The 19594-nt window shown below is 52.3% G+C and carries 17 protein-coding genes, 5 tRNA genes and 1 rRNA gene; 22 read left to right on the top strand and 1 reads right to left on the bottom strand.

The features are described from left to right. Together ACCI49_RS06580 and rrf are read left to right on the top strand one after the other, a co-directional pair. Positions 1 to 190 (top strand): hypothetical protein (locus ACCI49_RS06580; protein ID WP_371838154.1); only part of this gene is annotated, 190 nt, incomplete at its 5' end. Between the two features lie 26 nt (positions 191 to 216). Beyond that, positions 217 to 332 (top strand): 5S ribosomal RNA (gene rrf / locus ACCI49_RS06575). Between the two features lie 979 nt (positions 333 to 1311). Here the strand turns inward: rrf and ACCI49_RS06570 are convergent. Beyond that, positions 1312 to 2268, bottom strand: a complete 957-nt coding sequence (locus ACCI49_RS06570) for a hypothetical protein (RefSeq protein WP_371838153.1) — start codon at positions 2266 to 2268, stop codon at positions 1312 to 1314. Between the two features lie 159 nt (positions 2269 to 2427). Between ACCI49_RS06570 and ACCI49_RS06565 the strand changes: the two genes are divergently transcribed. The 20 genes from ACCI49_RS06565 to rpoB all read left to right on the top strand — a co-directional run bounded on the left by ACCI49_RS06565 (position 2428) and on the right by rpoB (position 19558). Continuing rightward, a complete protein-coding gene (locus ACCI49_RS06565; protein ID WP_371838155.1) occupies positions 2428 to 3879 on the top strand; it encodes an alpha/beta fold hydrolase in 1452 nt (483 codons plus the stop codon). Next, positions 3876 to 4628 (top strand): ABC transporter ATP-binding protein, encoded by a 753-nt coding sequence (locus ACCI49_RS06560; RefSeq protein ID WP_371838152.1) that lies wholly within the window; start codon positions 3876 to 3878, stop codon positions 4626 to 4628. The genes ACCI49_RS06565 and ACCI49_RS06560 overlap by 4 nt, the downstream gene beginning before the upstream one ends. Continuing rightward, the gene (locus ACCI49_RS06555; protein WP_371838151.1) at positions 4625 to 5818 is read left to right on the top strand and encodes an ABC transporter permease; all 1194 of its coding nucleotides are present in this window, start codon (positions 4625 to 4627) and stop codon (positions 5816 to 5818) included. Before ACCI49_RS06560 ends, ACCI49_RS06555 begins: the two co-directional genes overlap by 4 nt. Positions 5819 to 5842: 24 nt before the next feature. Beyond that, the gene (gene alr / locus ACCI49_RS06550) at positions 5843 to 6955 is read left to right on the top strand and encodes an alanine racemase (protein ID WP_371838150.1); all 1113 of its coding nucleotides are present in this window, start codon (positions 5843 to 5845) and stop codon (positions 6953 to 6955) included. Positions 6956 to 6960: 5 nt separating this feature from the next. Further along, entirely contained in the window at positions 6961 to 7962 is a 1002-nt protein-coding gene (gene birA / locus ACCI49_RS06545; protein WP_371838149.1) for a bifunctional biotin--[acetyl-CoA-carboxylase] ligase/biotin operon repressor BirA, read from the top strand. Beyond that, positions 7959 to 8708, top strand: coding sequence for a type III pantothenate kinase (locus ACCI49_RS06540; protein ID WP_371838148.1), 750 nt, complete (start codon positions 7959 to 7961; stop codon positions 8706 to 8708). The genes birA and ACCI49_RS06540 overlap by 4 nt, the downstream gene beginning before the upstream one ends. Positions 8709 to 8723: 15 nt before the next feature. Continuing rightward, positions 8724 to 9413: an SPOR domain-containing protein gene (locus ACCI49_RS06535; RefSeq protein WP_371838147.1), complete on the top strand. Its 690-nt coding sequence runs from the start codon at positions 8724 to 8726 to the stop codon at positions 9411 to 9413. A gap of 194 nt (positions 9414 to 9607) precedes the next feature. Continuing rightward, positions 9608 to 9683 (top strand) — tRNA-Thr (locus ACCI49_RS06530). Positions 9684 to 9790: 107 nt separating this feature from the next. Further along, positions 9791 to 9874, top strand: a tRNA-Tyr gene (locus tag ACCI49_RS06525). Positions 9875 to 9934: 60 nt separating this feature from the next. Beyond that, positions 9935 to 10008, top strand: a tRNA-Gly gene (locus tag ACCI49_RS06520). A 68-nt stretch (positions 10009 to 10076) separates the two neighbouring features. Beyond that, positions 10077 to 10151: transfer RNA gene (locus ACCI49_RS06515), tRNA-Thr, on the top strand. A 128-nt stretch (positions 10152 to 10279) separates the two neighbouring features. Beyond that, complete coding sequence (tuf, locus tag ACCI49_RS06510; RefSeq protein ID WP_371838140.1) at positions 10280 to 11473, top strand: elongation factor Tu; 1194 nt, start codon at positions 10280 to 10282, stop codon at positions 11471 to 11473. 101 nt (positions 11474 to 11574) lie between these two features. Then, positions 11575 to 11650: transfer RNA gene (locus ACCI49_RS06505), tRNA-Trp, on the top strand. 117 nt (positions 11651 to 11767) lie between these two features. Continuing rightward, positions 11768 to 12136 carry a preprotein translocase subunit SecE gene (gene secE, locus ACCI49_RS06500; RefSeq protein ID WP_020411128.1) on the top strand — a complete coding sequence of 123 codons (369 nt, stop codon included), beginning with the start codon at positions 11768 to 11770 and terminating at the stop codon, positions 12134 to 12136. A gap of 10 nt (positions 12137 to 12146) precedes the next feature. Then, positions 12147 to 12680 carry a transcription termination/antitermination protein NusG gene (gene nusG / locus ACCI49_RS06495; protein WP_252084405.1) on the top strand — a complete coding sequence of 178 codons (534 nt, stop codon included), beginning with the start codon at positions 12147 to 12149 and terminating at the stop codon, positions 12678 to 12680. Positions 12681 to 12839: 159 nt separating this feature from the next. Continuing rightward, positions 12840 to 13271, top strand: coding sequence for a 50S ribosomal protein L11 (gene rplK, locus ACCI49_RS06490; RefSeq protein WP_020411126.1), 432 nt, complete (start codon positions 12840 to 12842; stop codon positions 13269 to 13271). Continuing rightward, entirely contained in the window at positions 13272 to 13967 is a 696-nt protein-coding gene (gene rplA / locus ACCI49_RS06485; protein ID WP_371838146.1) for a 50S ribosomal protein L1, read from the top strand. A 280-nt stretch (positions 13968 to 14247) separates the two neighbouring features. Continuing rightward, positions 14248 to 14742, top strand: coding sequence for a 50S ribosomal protein L10 (gene rplJ, locus ACCI49_RS06480; RefSeq protein WP_371838145.1), 495 nt, complete (start codon positions 14248 to 14250; stop codon positions 14740 to 14742). A gap of 76 nt (positions 14743 to 14818) precedes the next feature. After that, positions 14819 to 15187 (top strand): 50S ribosomal protein L7/L12, encoded by a 369-nt coding sequence (gene rplL, locus ACCI49_RS06475; RefSeq protein WP_371838144.1) that lies wholly within the window; start codon positions 14819 to 14821, stop codon positions 15185 to 15187. Between the two features lie 297 nt (positions 15188 to 15484). Continuing rightward, a complete protein-coding gene (gene rpoB / locus ACCI49_RS06470) occupies positions 15485 to 19558 on the top strand; it encodes a DNA-directed RNA polymerase subunit beta (RefSeq protein ID WP_371838143.1) in 4074 nt (1357 codons plus the stop codon). Positions 19559 to 19594 lie beyond the last annotated feature (36 nt).

Here is a 19594-nt window from a genome sequence, read left to right as displayed (position 1 = left end):
AGCGGATTGTGAGTTAGAGACATACGATCGCTTGCGGTGTATTACTACAGATTGTTTTACCGAAGCCTGCCATGGACGGCAGGAATGCAAAAAATGCATGGAGCAATTTTTTGCCTTATTTGGGGTTATCGCCGGTCAACAGACCGAGGCAAACAGCGATAACACGGCAGGCCAAGCAAATTGCTTATAAGACCAATGCCAACCCAAGCCAGTTTGCCTGACGACAATAGAGTTGTGGAACCACCTGATCCCTTGCCGAACTCAGAAGTGAAACGCAACATCGCCGATGGTAGTGTGGGGCTTCCCCATGTGAGAGTAGGTCATCGTCAGGCTTCTAATCCGAAAGGGCCACCCATTGGGTGGCCTTTTTTTATGCGTAAAAAAATACCAGTGAAGAGAAGTAAAAGAAGAGAAGTAAAAAGCTAGAAATCAAAAATAAAAAGAAGAGGAGGAAGAGAAAAATAAAACAAAAAGTTAGACAGTGAAAAACCGAACAGAAATTAATACTCCAGCCAAGTTTTTACTCTCAACAATCCTGCTGAAAAAATAAAAAGGAAAGGCTTCTACCACCGTCTTTTCTCCCGAAAAAATAATTCGCCCCTCTATTTTTTACTGTGATTTTTTCTTGAAGGGTATTCCCAAATAATTTTCCGCAGTGCTACTAGTACTCTTCACGATAAAATTTTCCGAATTACTACTGGGTCAGAAGGAAAGAATACACTGCACTCGAGACTCGCTGTGAATACATCCCTGTAAGCTCGTAATCGGCATCCATGCCCCATACGGTCCCTAGCGCAGTGTATTCTTTCCTTCCCTCTTTTTAGTAAGAAACCCTCTCTGCTGTAAAAAAGAGCACTAACAGCGATAAAAGTGACACAAAAATACCAACGAAAAAGCCGGTGATTTTTTATGCGCTCGCGCAATGTCACACAACTGTAAGGCTGGCAGCGGATATACCACAGTTATACACAAGTCTATCCAGCCATTCTGTTAATAACGGCCGGCCTGTGGAAATCCCCTAAAAATCAGTGGTGTTTTTTTACCCATTAAAAAGCCCCCTACGGAAACTGGGACCTGAAAGTGGATATCCCGGAGTTATGCACAGGTCTATCCATGGTTTCTGTTGGTAACAATCTTTTCAATCCCTTGTCATCACTTATAAACAATAAGCTGCTTAGGGAGTTGTAGGTAAATTACTGGGGTTGGTGCGGAAGTAGAGGAGTGGAAGAAACATAGAGGGCAATAAAAAAGCCTCACATGGTGAGGCTTTAGGGTTAGAGTTCCATCTACTCTTGCCTTATTGGTGCATAGTTATTGTTCGTACGCATTATCTGGAACCAGATCATAATTCATCTCTTTTAGGCTGAGTTCATCAAGCGGCACCAGTTGGGCGGGTAAGGAGAATCTGCGTAATGGTTTATCTCCAGCCCAGTCTAAGATCTCAATTATCTCTGCATTCTCTTGCAGCTCACGTACCAAGCTTTTCAGAGCAACCGTGTTAGCTACAGAAAGAGATTGATAGTCATGCTGCCCTTCCAGCTTGACGAAGCGGGACTCCTTATCAGCCTCCTCAATACGCAACCAGGCAGCCCCTTTGTCGACAGCTGACTCACCTAGGATCATAGGACCAAGTGGATCTTCATTGACCGTGGTTAAGCTTGTATTTAGCGGAGAGAGTAATGTGCCAACCCAAACCCAGCCAGAAAGACTTATGCGACTTAGCTGCCACTCGCACAGCCAGACAGTTTGATCATCATCAATCCGAAACTCGCGGTATTCTCGCTGCCCGAGGTAGCTATCAAAACTAACCTGTTCATCTGGGTTGTCCCTACGGAAGCTGTGTAGCTGCTGAGTCATTTCATAATTGACTTCCCAGTGCTTCCTCAGACGCCACTGCATGGGGTATTGGCCCCACTCGACGATGTACTCCTCCCGCTCTCGAACAGTTTCCACTACTCGCCAGAAAGCTCCATCAATCAATATACAGGTATCGCCGATTTTGCAGCCTGGAGCGATGATGCTGCACTCTGGTGAAGCCTCTGAAGCACTAACAACATGCTCTGAGCGGCCTTCGATTACATCGTACCAGGGGAATCCGTGGCGCAAGGGAGGAGGGAAGGCCAGCGGCGGCCGGCCACCAAGTAGGCGACGAAAAAGTACTGACTTCTCAATTTCCAGGTCTGAGAGAGTATAGCCTTCCTGTTGGGTGATCTGGCCCCAGGCAAAGGCGGCTCGGATTAGGTGTTTTTCACGGTCTGAAAAGCTCATGGATGCAGTCATGGGCAAGCTAAAACGGAAACCTTACCACTGTGGCGAGGAGGGTGCTAATGCAATTCATTGAAATGGGATGGTGAGGGACAGGTTTGCTTGGGGTTAGATACACTAGAGTAGTCGACAAATAGATCAGGAGAAACTGTCGTGGTATGGATGTGGAGGTTATTTATCGCTTGTGCCGTAATGGGTTTTCTTGTCTCTCATAGTGTTATGGCTGCCGAAGGAAAGGGTGAGGCTGAAGATTGCTATCTGGATGGATGGCAATACTCTTTGCAGTGCTCTCGGATCATAGTAGGGGAAGGGGATACACAGGTTAACCTGGCCGTAATGGTTTCTCCTGCATTGGATGAAAGCGGAGAAGAGCCTCTATATCTGCTGGCGGGAGGCCCTGGTCAGGCTGCGAGTGATCTTGCGATCCTGCTGAACAAGTTCCGTAAAATAAACCAAACACGTGCAGTTGTACTGGTGGATCGCCGCGGTGCGGGATTATCTCGTCCATTTAGCTGTGGTATTGATCGCAATACTCCGAATGATTTGGCAGTGATTTCGAAATCCCTGGCAGAATGCTATCTACAACAAGCGACATTTGCTAATTCACTCAGTAGCCGCCAGACCATTGAGGATCTTGAGTTGGTACGAACACATTTTGGCCACGAGAAGATTGCCTTATGGGGTGGCTCCTGGGGAACACGTACAGCTTTACTTTATCAGCAGTGGTATCCGGGCAGTCTAAGTGCCTTAGTGCTAGATGCGGTAGCGCCTATAGATACAAAGGTCTTTTTAGGAGCTTCAGCTGCAGAGCATGCACTGCAAATTTTGGTGAGAGACTGTCAAGCTGATCCAGCCTGCTCCCAGTTTGGTGATTGGCGAGAGATATTGAACCAACTACTAACTGACTGGGATAACTCTGTCGCGGAAAAATTTCCGGACCCAATCACAGGGAAAGTCTCCGAGCAGCCCATATCACTCTGGGCTTTACAGAGCATGCTCCGGGCGGCCTTGTACTCTCCCGAGGCGTCGGCACAATTGCCATTTGCAATCACTGAAGCTGGTTCAGGTAATTACTTACCATTGGCAGGTATTGCGGGGCTTTTTTCAGATATGACCACAGGAATGTCCCTCGGCCTGACTTTCTCTGTTGCCTGCTCAGAGGAGTTATACCGTATTAGTGAGGAAGAAGCTGCTACAGATATAGCTGATACCTTCGTCGGCAGCGCTTTTCTTGAAATGTTTTCTCGTGGTTGCGATGTATGGCCGGTGCCTAAAAGACCTTATAGCAAACCTGAAGCCCGTCACCATCCAGTATTGTTAATTTCGGGTGAAGCGGACCCGATCACACCGCCAAGTTATGCACAAAAGGATCTTGATTACCTCTCCAATAAGCAGCACCTGATAGTAATGGGAGGAGGACATATCAACTCTATCCGAGGTTGTATTCCGGAATTGATAGAGAAATTTCTTAAGGCGCCAGAAGAGGAGCTGGATCAAGCTTGTGTGGAAGATATTCACAGGCCGCCGTTCATGATTGGAGCTTATGGGCCAGAGTTGGACCGGAGGGGTGAACCTGGTTCCGCAGAAAACAAACAATGGGGGGAGCGGCAGTGATTAAAGTGAAATCGGTTTGTAAGCAGTTTTCGGGAACCCCTGTACTGAAGGACCTGAACTTTTCTATTGCCGATGGGCAGATAACAGCCTTACTCGGTGCCAATGGCACGGGCAAAACGACATGTCTCCGTATTATTACCGGTTTGCTTAAGGCGGATAGTGGTCATGCTTATATCGGTGGCCTGGAGGTTTCAAAGTATCCAAAGGAGGTACGTCGAAAGCTAGGTGTGGTTGGGGATCGGGAAGGACTCTATGAACGTCTTACTGTAGCAGAGTATTTGTCTTTTTTTGCCAGTGCCCAAGGGCTGGCCGGAGACAATTTGGAATATGCATTGCAATCTGTACGAGAAGAGCTAGAGCTATCCAAGCTTTGGAATCGTCGAACAAAAGGGTTTTCTCAAGGGGAGAGAATGAAGGTGTCTCTCGCTCGCGCGCTAGTACATCGCCCCTCTCATCTGATTTTGGACGAGCCCACCCGTGGTTTAGATGTGCTTGCTGCTCGGTTACTGCGTAGAACTCTTTTACGCTTGAGGGCAGAGGGTACTGCGATTTTATTTTCGAGCCATATTATGGCTGAGGTTGTAGAGCTATCTGATACTGTTTTGATCATGGCAAATGGCACTATTGTCGATAGTGGGACGCCAGATGAACTTAATACACGCTCTGGTAGCAACAACCTTGAAGATAGTTTCGTGAAGCTTGCTTATGGCCAACAGGTAGGGAAAAGCCAGCAAGGAGAAGTAGCATGAGTATTGTCGATAATATTTTTTCACAGCAATTCCGGGCACTGGCTATAAAGGAGTTTCGTGAAGTTTGGCGTGATCGGCGGGCTTTAATGATTGCATTGGGTTTTACCCTTTTATTTCCAGCAATAATGATTGGAAGTGGTGCCTTATCTTTTAAGGTAGTGTCCGAAACCAATTTAAATATTGCCGTTATAGGTAGTGACTATGCCCCTTTATTAGAGAAGCAATTGCATGGAAGCGGCTTTCAGATTGACCAGTTGAGGGAGGGGATTCCACGTGAACTTCTTGAGGACAAATATGATGCGGTCTTACAAATAGGCAAGGAATTTGAGTCAGACTATCATCGCCTCCTGTCTCCCAAGATCTATTTGTATATTGATGGTTCAAGCAAATCTGGTGGGCGGGGTATACAGCTTATTCAGGAGCGCCTGGGCACACTGCAAAAAACAATTATGCAGCAGCGTTTATCCGCACGTGGTATTGCTCCCCAGATTCTGGCTCCCTGGCAGTTACAGGTAAGGGATGTCAGTACTCCGTCCAGCCGGGGTTTAGCGATCTTAGGAATTATGGTGCCGGTATTATTGATTATGGCATTGATGGTATGCAGCTCAGCTCCATCTATCGATACCTCTGCGGGAGAGCGGGAGCGCATGAGTATCGAAACCTTATTGCAACAACCCTTAACTGGCCGGCAGATTATTGTGGCGAAAGTGCTCGCCGTAACCAGTATCGGTTGGTCTGGGTCACTTCTTTCGCTCGCAGTTTTAACGCTATCTTTTGCTCTTTTGCCATTGGCAGAGATTGGAGTGCAGTTTTCTGCAGGAATTATCGAGTTGGTGGCTATGAGTTTATTGTTATTGCCACTGGCATTACTGGTTGCTGTTCTCCAGATTCTTTTGGCCCTGCGCTCCCAGTCCTTTAAAGATGCACAAATCCAATTGAGCATTCTGCAAGGATTACCTGTCGCATTGCTGATGATAGTAAATCTATCTGACATTAAATTGGACTCACCCACTTGGCAACTGATCCCCCTAATCGGGCAGCAGCAGTGGCTGAGTCTATTAATGGCGGGGGAGGCAATATCTGTATCCTTGGCTCTGGTTGGCTCCTTGGTCACCCTATCTTTGGTTGGGCTGTGTATATTAGTAGGTGCACGTGCGCTGAGTCGTGAGAGCTTGCTTGGGGCTAACTAGCTGATGAATTGAGAGTTGTATTGCATGAATGACTTCCGCGAGGGGCTGCTGAGTATTAATTTGCAGTCAATTGCTGATAACTATCTGGATCTTACCAGGCGGTTGGCTGATGGCACCCGCTGTGGGGCTGTGGTCAAGGCGGATGCCTATGGTCTGGGCATGACTCAGGTAGCGCCGACCCTCTTTCGGCAGGGCTGTCGCGACTTCTTCGTCGCGACCCAGGCGGAAGGAGAGCGCCTTCGCGGAGAACTGGGGGACGATGTCCGTATCGTTATTCTTACCGGGGTGCGCAATGGGGCCGAACTGGAATGTGCCCGCGCAGGATTGATACCAACACTGTTCACCCTGGAGCAACTGCGCAATTGGGTTGAAATATGTGCTCGTGCGGAATTGTCGGCACCTTGTGCGGTGAAAATGGATTCGGGTATGACTCGCCTGGGCCTCAGCGAGGAAGAATTTGAACTGCTACTGAGGGACCGGCAGTTACTCAATTCAGCGGATATACATATTCTTCTCAGTCATCTGGCCTGTGCGGATGAGCCTCTTCACCCACAAAATGATTATCAGTTACGCAGCTTTAAAGAAGCTGGTGAGAGGCTGCGTTCACTGTGTCCCGAGGTGCAGTTGAGCCTCGCAAATTCCTCAGGCATTTTCCTCGGTGAGGATTATCACTTCGATATTGCCCGCCCCGGTTCTGCTCTCTATGGGGTCAACCCGGTTCCCGGTACGCCCAATCTGATGCGGCCCACAGTAGCGCTCAGTCTGCCGATAGTGCAAAAGCGTTTTGTCAGTCGCGAACAGTCGGTTGGCTATGGAGCGACCCAACAGGCTGCAGCGGGAAGCTGGCTGGCAGTGGCCCGTGGCGGCTATGCCGACGGTATAATCCGGGCCCAGGGTGGGCGGGGGCGCGGCTGGGCCTGTGGTCGCTACCTGCCGATAATCGGTCGTATATCCATGGATTCCACTACTTTTGATATCTCCGCGTTATCTGACCAAGACCGTGAATCCCTTCAGTCGATTGAGATCCTCAATAAAGAGCTGACGGTGGATGAGGTGGCAGAGTACGCTGGCACTATTGGTTATGAGGTGCTGACTAGTCTCGGTCACCGCTATTTTCGTCGCTATATAAAAAGTTGATTACCTTGCAAGACACTATCGCAAAAAGCTCACTGGAACAGTTACGCCCGGTATTGGAATTACTGGCTGATGGTAACCTGCATTCTGGGGAATCTCTCGGTGCCGCTCTTGGTGTGAGCCGCGCTGCTGTGTGGAAGCAACTAAAAAAACTTGAGAATTATGGATTGGCTCTCGAGTCAGTCAAAGGCCGGGGCTACAGGCTGCCCGGTGGGCTGGATTTGCTCTCATCGGACAAGATAAATGAAAGGCTAAGTGAAAAATCCAAAGGGCATTTGCGAGAGCTGCTTCTGTTGAACGAGGTGGACTCCACAAATACCCAGCTCTTGGCCCGAATGGAGGAGGGGGATGGGCATGCCGTCGCCATGCTTGCGGAGCGCCAGAGTGCCGGCCGTGGACGCCGGGGGCGTAATTGGATCAGCCCTTATGGAACTGGAGTCAGCCTATCCGTGGGGTGGGAATTCAGTGGTGGAGTACAGAGCCTAGAAGGGCTAAGCCTCGCGGTGGGGGTGGCGTTGGCGAGGGCATTAGAGCGATTTTCGGTACCCGATGTCCGCTTGAAGTGGCCCAATGATATCTGGTGCCGTGGCAGTAAGCTTGCAGGGGTATTGCTTGAGCTAAAAGGGGACCTGACCGATCGCTGTGCTGTGGTTATTGGTATAGGGCTGAATAGTGGCCTGCGCATTGAAACCGCCACTAAAATTGATCAGCCTTGGGCGGACCTGCAGCAGGTTTGTCCGGGAATCCCGCGTAACCATTTGGTGGCAGCTATATTGGACGAGTTGCTGCTGTTACTGCACGAATATCCGCAAAGAGGATTTAGTGCTCACCGAGATGCCTGGACCAAGCTGGATCAGTTTGCTGGTCAGCCGGTAATCTTGCAGGCCGGTTCTCAGGTTTGGACCGGTATCGCTGCAGGGGTAGATGACAAAGGTGCCTTAATTTTAGATATGGATGGAGAGCTGAAACACTTCCACGGAGGGGAAATCTCTTTGCGGGGGCAGGTTTGATTCTCGAACTGGATATTGGCAACACCCGTGGTAAATGGCGCCTGCTAAACGAGGGGCAGGTGGATATGCGCGGCCACTTTGGTACCTCCGACTTGCGTGAAGGTCGCATGCCGGATGGTTGGGATAAGTTGAGCCTGGATTCGCATCCCCACAGAGTCCGCGTAGTTAATGTGGCTGGCCCCGTTGTTGCAGAGTCATTGGCAGAGCATGTGCGAGCGCTGTTTTCCCTAGAGGTGGAGTTCTCGCAGGTGCTTACGGAATGTGCGGGGGTCGCCTGCGGCTATGACAACCATCGTCTTCTCGGCGCGGACCGGTGGCTGGCGATGCTCGCCGCCTATGGCCGGGCCCAACAAGCAGCATTAATTGTGGACTGTGGCAGCGCAGTTACCCTCGATTTGATTGACAATCAGGGCGGCCACCTCGGTGGATATATCGTGCCGGGAATCGGTCTTATGCAGCGCTCCCTACGTTTGGATACACATGCCGCCAGCAGTGCGCAGGAGTTATGCTTGACAGAAACACTGGGCGCAGGCCGCAATACTGATGAGGCGATCAACCGCGGCCTGTTCCTAATGGTGCTCGGAGCAATTGATCGAGCCCTTGATGAGTTGCGTGTCTGTAGCGATGAAGAGCCGTTAATCTGGCTGACCGGAGGAGACGGCCCATTGCTATCCTCCCACTATCGAAGGGAGCATCATTTGGTGCCTGAGCTGGTGCTGGATGGCTTGGCGTTGAGTAATCCCTAAATATAAAGAATGTCTATGCGCTGGATCGCTCTCTTTTTATTACTGCTTAACCTCGGGGCATTTGCCTGGTTTGTCACTACATCATCGACAGCCGGTAGTGCTGCTCAGGTTGTCAGTCCAAGCCGGGCTGCAGAAACCCAGAAAATTGTTCTTGTCAGTGAAATGTCGCCGGAGCAGTTGCCTCCGGTGGAAGAGGTGCCATCCTCTGTGACAGTTGATGCTTCCGGGGGGCAGCTCTGCACCCTAATCGGACCCTTTCCTGAGGAGCATCTGGGCCAGGATATAGCACAGCGCCTTTCGGCTCTCCAAATTTCTGCCGATTTGCGCGGAATAGAAATGCCGGGCCAGATGCGCTACTGGGTGTTTCTGCCGCCGCTGAATTCCCGTCGGGAGGCCTTTAGCCGTTTGCGTGAATTGCAGGCCCGGGGTATCGACAGTTATGTCATACCCAAGGGGACTCTCGCCGACGGCATCTCATTTGGTATTTTCAGCGAGCGTGACCGCGCTGAATCCCTCACAGCAGAGTTGGTAGGGAAGGGGGTTGGGGCGCAGTTCCGTGAAGAGCCCCAGACCCATATGGAACGCTGGATTATATTGACGCCTGGGCAGGCTGAGCGCTTGGGCGGTGAATTTTGGCAGCAGTTACAGGAAGAGCACCCTAAGCTGGATCGGCGCAGAAACCTTTGCTCTGAGGTCGCGAGCTGAGAGTCTCTCGACTATAGGTCTTAATCCTCACTGGTCGATCTTTAGCGGCTGAATTTTTCTCTATGAGGCATATGGCGACACAAAAAATTCTGATTTATCTGTAAAAAGGGTGTTGCTTGTCGGAATAACTTCCCATAGAATCCCGCCTCCACTGACAGGGCTGACTTATCAGCCTTGGCGGTAAACGGGATAGGGCTGGCGTAGCTCAGTTGGTAGAGCAGCTGACTTGTAATCAGCCGGTCGGGGGTTCGACTCCTCTCGCCAGCTCCATTTTATCCCAGCGCTTTTGATATTAAGTTTTGCGGCTAAGTCTGTGAAATTTAAAGAAAAAATGTTGACAGCGCAGTGGAAGGTGTGGAGAATGCACACCGCATTGGGCAGGGGTTCCCGAGTGGCCAAAGGGATCAGACTGTAAATCTGACGCGAAAGCTTCGGTGGTTCGAATCCACCCCCCTGCACCACTTTTTACGCCGTAAGGTGTCGTTGGCGAAACAGGTGGTTTCGTCTGGATGCTCCCGCAAGCGGGCATAGTTCAATGGTAGAACCTCAGCCTTCCAAGCTGATGATGCGGGTTCGATTCCCGCTGCCCGCTCCAGCTATAGGTTCGGCTGGGAGGTTGTCCAAAGTGGCATATCTTGCGATCGCCTGGATTGGCGAAGAATTGCTCATGTAGCTCAGGGGTAGAGCACACCCTTGGTAAGGGTGAGGTCGGCGGTTCAAATCCGCCCATGAGCTCCATTTTAATAGCCGCAAGAGTGAGAGCTCTTGCGGTTGTTTGTGTCCGGGGTCGGGGTTTTCCGGGTCGGATGCGCATGTTCTGGACATGGGTGGTGTCGTTAACGGCTCACCTATATTAGGAGGCTGCAATGGCAAAAGAAAAGTTTGAACGTTCCAAGCCCCACGTGAACGTGGGCACCATCGGTCACGTTGACCACGGTAAAACCACCCTGACCGCTGCTCTGACCCGCGTATGTGCGGAAGTATGGGGCGGTGACGCTGTAGCTTTCGACGGTATCGACAATGCACCGGAAGAGCGTGAGCGTGGTATCACCATCGCTACCTCTCACGTTGAGTACGAGTCCCCGACTCGCCACTACGCGCACGTAGACTGCCCGGGACACGCCGACTACGTTAAGAACATGATCACCGGTGCTGCTCAGATGGACGGCGCTATCCTGGTATGTTCCGCAGCTGACGGCCCCATGCCGCAGACTCGTGAGCACATCCTGCTTTCCCGTCAGGTAGGTGTACCTTACATCGTTGTATTCCTGAACAAAGCGGACATGGTAGACGACGAAGAGCTGCTCGAGCTGGTAGAGATGGAAGTTCGCGAACTTCTGGACCAGTACGAGTTCCCGGGTGACGACACTCCGATCATCGTTGGTTCTGCTCTGATGGCTCTGAACGGCGAAGACGACAACGAAATGGGTACCACCGCTGTTAAGAAGCTGGTTGAAACCCTGGATGAGTACATTCCTGAGCCGGAGCGCGCTGTAGACCAGCCGTTCTTGATGCCGATCGAAGACGTATTCTCCATCTCCGGCCGTGGTACTGTAGTAACCGGTCGTGTAGAGCGTGGTGTAATTCACACTGGCGACGAAATCGAAATCGTTGGTATCAAAGAGACCACCACCACCACCTGTACAGGTGTTGAAATGTTCCGCAAGCTGCTTGACGAAGGTCGTGCTGGTGAGAACATCGGTGCACTGCTGCGTGGCACCAAGCGTGACGAAGTAGAGCGTGGTCAGGTGCTGGCTAAGCCTGGTTCTATCACTCCGCACACCAAGTTCGAAGCGGAAGTGTACGTGCTGTCCAAGGACGAAGGTGGTCGTCACACTCCGTTCTTCAAAGGCTATCGTCCTCAGTTCTACTTCCGTACTACCGATGTAACTGGTGCGGTAGAGCTGCCGGAAGGTACTGAAATGGTAATGCCGGGCGACAACATTCAAATGGTTGTTACCCTGATCGCTCCGATCGCCATGGAAGACGGCCTGCGCTTCGCTATCCGCGAAGGCGGCCGTACCGTAGGTGCGGGCGTTGTTGCTAAGATCATTGAGTAATCTTTGATCTTCGTGCCGCCGAGGTTCCCCGGCGGTGCAACAGATGAGAGGGCAGGCTATAGTCCTCTCCATCTTCGAGTGTTAAGGCGCTCGTGATGTACAGGCCAGTAGTTCAATTGGTAGAGCACCGGTCTCCAAAACCGGCTGTTGGGGGTTCGAGTCCCTCCTGGCCTGCCATTTTCAATCACTCCGCTTTGGATAAGCTTAGGGGTGTCGCAGAACCCTACTTGTCAGTGGGGCTTTTGTGTTTTTGAGCACTAAGGGCTTATCTATAGTGCGCTAAGGGCTTCATATATGAATGCTAAAGCAGAAGCGAAAACCTTTCGTCTTGACGGCTTGAAGTGGCTGCTGATAGTGCTACTCGTTGGTGGTGCTGTGGCGGGCAACTCTTATTACGCCGAATTCCCCTTGATCTACCGCGTGCTGGCAGTCACAGCCATCTGCCTGGTTGCTCTGGTTGTGGCAGTAAATACCGCAAAAGGCAATGCTCTCTGGCAGCTGTTGCGTGAGGCGCAAACCGAGGTCAGGCGCGTGGTTTGGCCGACTCGCCAAGAGGCAACTCAGACCACGGTAATCGTGGTGGTTTTTGTATTGATTATGGCGTTAATTCTCTGGGCGCTGGACTCCGCTTTGGGTTGGGCGGCTTCCAAACTCATCGGCTAAAGGTTGATACATGTCAAAGCATTGGTATGTGGTCCAGGCTTACTCGGGCTATGAGAAGCGTGTTGCTAGCTCTTTGAAAGAGCGCATTGAGCTGCACGAGATGGACCATCTTTTTGGTGAAGTGTTGGTTCCCACTGAGGAAGTGGTGGAGATGCGAGCTGGGCAGAAGCGCAAGAGTGAGCGCAAGTTCTTTCCGGGCTATGTCTTGGTAGAGATGGAGCTGAACGATGATACCTGGCACTTGGTAAAAGAAACACCACGTGTGCTCGGGTTTATTGGTGGCAAGGCAGATAGGCCGGCTCCAATTACCGATCGTGAAGCGCAGGCTATCCTGAATCGCATTGATGATTCCGCTGATAAGCCGAAGCCTAAAACCCTGTTTGAGCCCGGTGAGATGGTTCGGGTTATCGACGGTCCGTTTAATGATTTCAACGGCGTGGTCGAAGAGGTCAACTACGAAAAGAGCCGCTTGCGCGTGGCAGTATTGATCTTCGGGCGTTCCACGCCAGTTGAGCTAGAGTTTAGTCAGGTAGAGAAGACCTGATACCAGAATATATTTTTTCCCTCTTTCGCCGCGAGGTGGAAGGGGGTTTTCGCGTCCCCGGAAAATAACAGTTTATTTTTCGGGCATTCGGGGAGCTAGGCCTGGGAATTACTGTGATTACCTGGGCAGGCGTTAATACCCATCTAAAGGAGAGCTGTAATGGCTAAGAAAGTAGAAGCTTATATCAAGCTACAAGTTAAGGCCGGTCAGGCCAACCCGAGTCCGCCCGTAGGTCCTGCATTGGGTCAGCACGGTGTGAACATCATGGAATTCTGTAAGGCGTTCAACGCCCAGACCCAGAGCCTCGAGCCAGGTCTACCAGTTCCAGTTGTGATTTCTGTCTACAGCGATCGCTCTTTCACCTTCATCATGAAATCGCCGCCCGCCGCAGTACTGCTGCGCAAGGCTGCCAAGATCAAGAGCGGTTCCGGTCGCCCGAACACTGACAAGGTGGGTAAAGTTACCCGCGCTCAGTTGGAAGAGATCGTGGAAATGAAGAAAGCGGACCTAACGGCATCCGATATGGACGCGGCCGTGCGCACTATCGCCGGTTCCGCACGCAGTGCCGGTATCGAAGTGGAGGGTCTGTAAGTGGCTAAATTGAGCAAGCGTCAGCGCGCTATCGCTGAGAAAGTGGAAGCTGGTAAGGCTTATGGCATCGAAGAAGCAGTAGCCCTGCTAAAAGAGCTGTCCAACGTTAAGTTTGCAGAAACTGTAGACGCTTCTGTAAACCTGGGCATCGACCCGCGCAAATCCGATCAGGCTGTTCGCGGTGCCACCACTCTGCCGCACGGTACTGGTAAAGAAGTTCGCGTAGCTGTTTTCACCCAGGGTGCAAACGCTGACGCCGCTAAAGAAGCGGGCGCTGACTTGATCGGTATGGACGAGCTGGCTGCCGACGTAAAAGCTGGCAAGATGGACTTCGACGTAGTGATCGCTTCTCCCGATGCGATGCGCGTTGTGGGTCAGCTGGGTCAAATCCTTGGTCCGCGTGGCCTGATGCCGAACCCGAAGACTGGCACCGTAACTCCAGACGTTGCTACTGCGGTTAAAAATGCCAAAGCTGGCCAGGTGCGTTTCCGCGCTGACAAAGGCGGCATTATCCACGGTGGTATCGGCAAGGTAGCTTTCGATGCAAGCGCACTGAAAGAAAACCTGGAAGCTCTGGTTGCCGACCTGAAGAAAGCCAAGCCGGCTTCTGCAAAAGGCGTGTATCTGAAGAAGATCACCCTGAGCACCACTATGGGTCCGGGCCTGGTTATCGACCAGTCTTCCCTGACTATCTAATTGTGGCGGTACAGTCCCGTGAGGACTGTGCGCCAAAAGGAACTTTGGGGTCCACCCGATTGCTTCGGCACAGGGTGGGCCGTCAAAGACCGTAGGTGGCAGTGGCGTTGAGGTTTAACGTTTCTGCCTTAATCCGAACTTCGGCCAGGTTGGCCATTGTGAGGTTCAAGCCTACGCAGACGGTGTCGCCCAAACCAGTATTTTTACTGGATTTGAGCTTTATGCACCGGAACGGATCGGGCGGTTGAGCCCGGTTTTTTTCAAATCCAGGAGTGACACTATGGCTATTGGACTCGAAGACAAGAAAGCGATTGTCGCAGAAGTCCAGCAAGCTGCTGAAGGTGCTCTGTCTGCGGTAGTTGCGGATTCCCGCGGCGTAACCGTGAATGACATGACCACCCTGCGCAAAGAGGCTCGCGAGAACGGCGTTTGGTTGAAAGTCGTCCGCAATACTCTGGCGCGTCGCGCTCTGGCAGGTACTGATTACGAATGTCTGACCGACAAATTCGTAGGTCCCAGCATCATTGCATTTTCCAACGAACACCCAGGTGCCGGTGCGCGCATCCTGAGCCAGTTCGCCAAGGGCAATGACAAGCTGGAACTAAAAGGTGCTGCCTTCGAAGGCGCGATCACTGACGTCGCACTGTTGGCAAGCCTGCCGACATACGACGAGGCGATCGCCAAGCTGATGAGCGTGTTGAAAGAAGCATCTGCTGGCAAGCTGGTCCGCACTATTGCGGCCGTTCGCGACCAAAAAGAGCAGGAAGCTGCATAATTTTTCGCAAGAGCGAATCGCAGTTTCAAAACGAAATACGAGCAGCTACTGCTCAAACCAATTCAGGTAATGACTCATGTCTCTGACTAAAGAAGATATCATCAACGCTGTTGCTGAAATGTCCGTTAAGGACGTTGTTGAGCTGATCGAAGCGATGGAAGAGAAGTTCGGTGTAACTGCTGCAGCAGCAGTTGTAGCCGGCCCGGCTGGCGGCGAAGCTGCTGCTGAAGAGAAGGACTCTTTCGACGTAGTCCTGACTTCTGCAGGCGACAAGAAAGTGAACGTGATCAAAGCTGTTCGCGGCATCACTGGCCTGGGCCTGAAAGAAGCCAAGGCACTGGTTGACGGCGCTCCAAGCCCGCTGAAAGAAGGCGTAAGCAAAGACGAAGCTGAAGCTGCTAAGAAAGAGCTGGAAGAAGCTGGCGCAACTGTAGAGCTGAAGTAATTCAGTTGTTGCGATTCCCGCTAACAGTCGCCTAAAGCGACAGCTAGCGGTAAGGCTGGTGGACTTTTGTCCGCCGGCCTTTTTGCCGTTTGCGGTACTGTGGTTTTTACTGGTGCCGGCGGAAGTGAAAAACCGTGGCAAACCTCATTTAACCATAGCGCAGTTGCACTGCCCAAAAGCAAGCGGAGAGGTTTCTGAGCAACACAGGCAAGCTGTCTTGCTCAGAGGCTTCTCGCCCGGAGGGACTCCCGAATGAGTCCCACGAAGTCTTGTCACTGATCAAGCTGGGGAATTTGAATGGCTTACTCATATACTGAGAAAAAACGTATCCGCAAGGATTTTGGCAAACTGCCTAAGGTCATGGATGTGCCCTTTCTGCTTGCGATACAGCTGGATTCATATCGCAATTTTACACAGGCCAACAAGCGCCCAGACGACCGCTTGGACGTTGGCTTGCAAGCGGCGTTTAAATCTGTATTTCCGATTGTCAGCTATTCCGGCAATGCCGCTCTGGAGTACGTGAGCTATACGCTGGGTAAGCCCGCTTTTGACGTTAAGGAATGTACCCTGCGCGGCGTGACTTACGCATGTCCGTTACGTGTGCGTGTGCGCCTGATTATTTACGATAAAGAATCTGCGAATAAGTCCATTAAGGACATCAAAGAGCAGGAAGTGTACATGGGCGAAATTCCGCTCATGACCGATAACGGTACCTTTGTGATTAACGGTACAGAGCGTGTAATCGTATCCCAGCTGCACCGCTCCCCGGGTGTATTCTTCGATCACGACAAAGGCAAGACACACTCTTCCGGTAAGCTACTGTATGCCGCACGGGTTATCCCTTACCGTGGTTCCTGGCTGGACTTCGAGTTCGACCCGAAAGATCTGGTATTCGTACGTATTGACCGTCGTCGTAAGCTGCCGGCATCCATCCTGCTGCGTGCTCTGGGTTACACCTCCCAGGAAATGCTGGAAATGTTCTTCGAGACCAGCAAGTTTGAGCTGCACGAAGACCATGTCAGTCTCGAATTGATTCCGTCTCGCCTGCGTGGTGATGTTGCCTCCTTTGATATTAAAGATGGCCAGGGCAAGGTCATTGTGGAAGAGGGGCGCCGTATCACCCCGCGCCACATTCGCCAGCTGGAAAAGGCCGGTGTTGAGAAGCTGGAAGCACCGTTGGAATACCTGTTTGGCCGTACCCTGGCGAACGATATTGTGGATGAATCCACCGGTGAGATCGCGATCGAGTGTAATACCGAGATCACCGCAGAAGTGATTGCGCAGTTGCGCGTGCTGAATATCAAGCACTTCGAGACCCTGTACACCAATGATCTGGACCGCGGCCCATTTATCTCGGACACCCTGCGTGCAGATCCCTCTCGCACCCAGCTGGAAGCGCTGGTTGAGATCTACCGTATGATGCGCCCGGGCGAGCCGCCCACCAAGGAATCTGCGGAGTCTCTGTTCGAGAATTTGTTCTTCACCGACGAACGCTATGACCTGTCCGCTGTTGGTCGCATGAAGTTTAATCGTCGTCTCGGCCGCGAAGACGAGACTGGCCCCGGCACCCTGAGCAAAGAAGATATTGTCGACGTACTGAAGACGCTGATCGATATTCGCAACGGCCAGGGTATGGTGGATGATATTGACCACCTGGGTAACCGTCGCGTGCGCTCCGTGGGCGAAATGGCTGAAAACCAGTTCCGTGTGGGCCTGGTTCGTGTTGAGCGTGCGGTGAAAGAGCGCTTGTCCATGGCGGAGTCCGAGGGCCTGATGCCGCAGGACCTGATTAATGCCAAGCCGGTAGCTGCCGCTGTGAAGGAGTTCTTTGGTTCCTCGCAGCTGTCCCAGTTTATGGACCAGAACAACCCGCTGTCGGAAGTTACCCACAAGCGCCGTGTTTCCGCATTGGGCCCGGGCGGTCTGACGCGCGAGCGCGCCGGTTTTGAGGTGCGCGACGTACACCCTACGCACTACGGCCGCGTATGTCCTATTGAAACACCGGAAGGACCGAACATCGGTCTGATTAACTCCCTGGCGACTTACGCCCGTGCCAACCACTACGGCTTCCTTGAGAGTGCCTACCGCAAAGTGGTTGATGGCAAGGTTACCGACGAAATCGAGTACCTGTCGGCGATTAACGAGGCCAACTACGTGATTGCCCAGGCGTCTGCAGCTGTCGATGACGAGGGCAACTTCAGTGATGACCTGATAAGCGTGCGCCACCAGGGCGAATTTACCCTGAAAGCGCCGGGCGAAATCCAGTATATGGACGTTTCTGCCAAGCAGGTTGTGTCCGTTGCAGCAGCGATGATCCCGTTCCTCGAGCACGACGATGCCAACCGTGCATTGATGGGCTCGAACATGCAGCGTCAGGCAGTGCCGACCCTGCGCGCTGAAAAGCCGCTGGTGGGTACCGGAATGGAGCGCACTGTAGCGCGCGATTCAGGCGTATGTGTGGTTGCCAAGCGCGGCGGTGTGATTGAGCGTGTAGATTCTAGCCGCGTTGTAGTGCGAGTGGCCGACGCTGAGGTTGAAGCCGGTGATGCAGGTGTGGATATCTACAACCTAACCAAGTACATCCGCTCCAACCAGAACACCTGCATTAACCAGCGCCCAATCGTAAGCACTGGCGATCGCGTTGCTCGTGGCGATATTCTCGCCGATGGCCCTTCCGTAGACTTGGGTGAGCTGGCACTGGGCCAGAATATGCGCATCGCATTTATGCCCTGGAATGGTTACAACTTTGAGGACTCCATCCTTATTAGTGAGCGCGTTGTACAGGAAGACCGCTTTACCACCATTCATATTCAGGAGCTGACCTGTATCGCCCGTGACACCAAGCTGGGCAGTGAGGAAATCACCGCGGATATCCCCAATGTTGGCGAGTCTGCACTGAACAAGCTGGACGAGTCCGGCATCGTGTATATCGGTGCGGAAGTGGGCCCTGGCGATATCCTGGTAGGTAAAGTAACTCCGAAAGGTGAAGCCCAGCTGACTCCAGAAGAAAAACTGCTTCGTGCGATCTTCGGTGAGAAGGCGTCAGACGTTAAAGACACCTCCCTGCGCGCGCCGAGTGGCACTCGCGGTACCGTGATCGACGTACAGGTATTTACCCGTGACGGCCTGCAAAAAGACCAGCGCTCTATCGATATCGAGAAGGCGCAACTGGACGAAGTTCGCAAAGACCTGAATGAAGAATACCGCATCGTTGAAGGCGCAACCTTTGAGCGTCTGCAGTCTGCACTGCAAGGCCAGAAAGCTGCCGGTGGCAAAGGTATCAGCAAGGGCCAGGAGCTCTCTGCTGAAGTGCTTGCCGCACTGCCGCGCGAAGACTGGTTCAAGCTGCGCATGGAAGATGAGAGTCTGAATGAGCAGCTCGAAAAAGCCGAAGCACAGCTGAAAGAGCGCCGCAAGCTGCTCGACGAAGCCTTCGAAGACAAGAAGAAAAAACTGGAGTCCGGTGATGACCTCGCTCCGGGCGTGCTGAAAATCGTCAAGGTTTACCTGGCGATCAAACGCCGTATCCAGCCGGGCGACAAAATGGCCGGTCGCCACGGTAACAAGGGTGTGATCTCTGTGATCAAGCCGGTCGAGGACATGCCGTACGATCAGAACGGTGAGCCTGTGGACATCGTCCTAAACCCGCTGGGCGTTCCCTCGCGGATGAACGTCGGTCAGGTTCTGGAAATGCACCTGGGCATGGCCGCAAAAGGTCTGGGCGTTAAAGTCGACAAGATGATCAAGGAGCAACAGGAAGTCGCGAAAGTACGCGGATTCCTGGAAGAAGTTTACAACTCCACCGGTGGTCGTAAAGAAGAGCTGGATGCTTTCTCCGATGAAGAAGTCATGGCGATGGCGCACAACCTGCGTCGCGGTGTGCCTATGGCAACTCCGGTATTCGATGGTGCAGATGAAAGCGAAATCAAGCAGCTGTTGCGCCTGGCCGATATCCCGGATTCCGGCCAGATCACTCTGCACGACGGTCGTACTGGCGATGCTTTCGAGCGTCCGGTAACCGTGGGCTACATGTACATGCTGAAGCTGAACCACCTGGTGGATGACAAGATGCACGCGCGTTCCACCGGTTCCTACAGCCTGGTTACCCAGCAGCCGCTGGGTGGTAAGGCTCAGTTCGGTGGTCAGCGCTTCGGGGAGATGGAGGTCTGGGCACTGGAAGCTTACGGCGCCGCTTACACCCTGCAGGAAATGCTCACAGTTAAATCCGATGACGTGGAAGGGCGTACCAAGATGTACAAAAATATCGTGGACTCCGACCACCGTATGGAGCCCGGTATGCCGGAATCCTTCAACGTACTGGTTAAGGAAATCCGCTCTCTCGGTATGAACTTCGAGCTCGAGCACGAGTAAGACCGATTTGTGCAGCAGCCTGTTCGCAGGTGAATT

The sequence above is a fragment of the Microbulbifer epialgicus genome (assembly GCF_041447265.1).
Lineage (GTDB): Bacteria > Pseudomonadota > Gammaproteobacteria > Pseudomonadales > Cellvibrionaceae > Microbulbifer > Microbulbifer epialgicus.
This window is presented reverse-complemented; position numbering and strand designations above follow the sequence as displayed.

Excerpts from the sequence above, each read along its gene's own strand:
- ACCI49_RS06570 (WP_371838153.1), bottom strand. The coding sequence starts at position 2,268 with ATGAGCTTTTCAGACCGTGAAAAACACCTAATCCGAGCCGCCTTTGCC.
- ACCI49_RS06565 (WP_371838155.1), top strand. The coding sequence starts at position 2,428 with ATGTGGAGGTTATTTATCGCTTGTGCCGTAATGGGTTTTCTTGTCTCT.
- ACCI49_RS06555 (WP_371838151.1), top strand. The coding sequence starts at position 4,625 with ATGAGTATTGTCGATAATATTTTTTCACAGCAATTCCGGGCACTGGCT.
- alr (WP_371838150.1), top strand. The coding sequence starts at position 5,843 with ATGAATGACTTCCGCGAGGGGCTGCTGAGTATTAATTTGCAGTCAATT.
- ACCI49_RS06535 (WP_371838147.1), top strand. The coding sequence starts at position 8,724 with ATGCGCTGGATCGCTCTCTTTTTATTACTGCTTAACCTCGGGGCATTT.
- tuf (WP_371838140.1), top strand. The coding sequence starts at position 10,280 with ATGGCAAAAGAAAAGTTTGAACGTTCCAAGCCCCACGTGAACGTGGGC.
- secE (WP_020411128.1), top strand. The coding sequence starts at position 11,768 with ATGAATGCTAAAGCAGAAGCGAAAACCTTTCGTCTTGACGGCTTGAAG.
- nusG (WP_252084405.1), top strand. The coding sequence starts at position 12,147 with ATGTCAAAGCATTGGTATGTGGTCCAGGCTTACTCGGGCTATGAGAAG.
- rplK (WP_020411126.1), top strand. The coding sequence starts at position 12,840 with ATGGCTAAGAAAGTAGAAGCTTATATCAAGCTACAAGTTAAGGCCGGT.
- rplJ (WP_371838145.1), top strand. The coding sequence starts at position 14,248 with ATGGCTATTGGACTCGAAGACAAGAAAGCGATTGTCGCAGAAGTCCAG.
- rplL (WP_371838144.1), top strand. The coding sequence starts at position 14,819 with ATGTCTCTGACTAAAGAAGATATCATCAACGCTGTTGCTGAAATGTCC.
- rpoB (WP_371838143.1), top strand. The coding sequence starts at position 15,485 with ATGGCTTACTCATATACTGAGAAAAAACGTATCCGCAAGGATTTTGGC.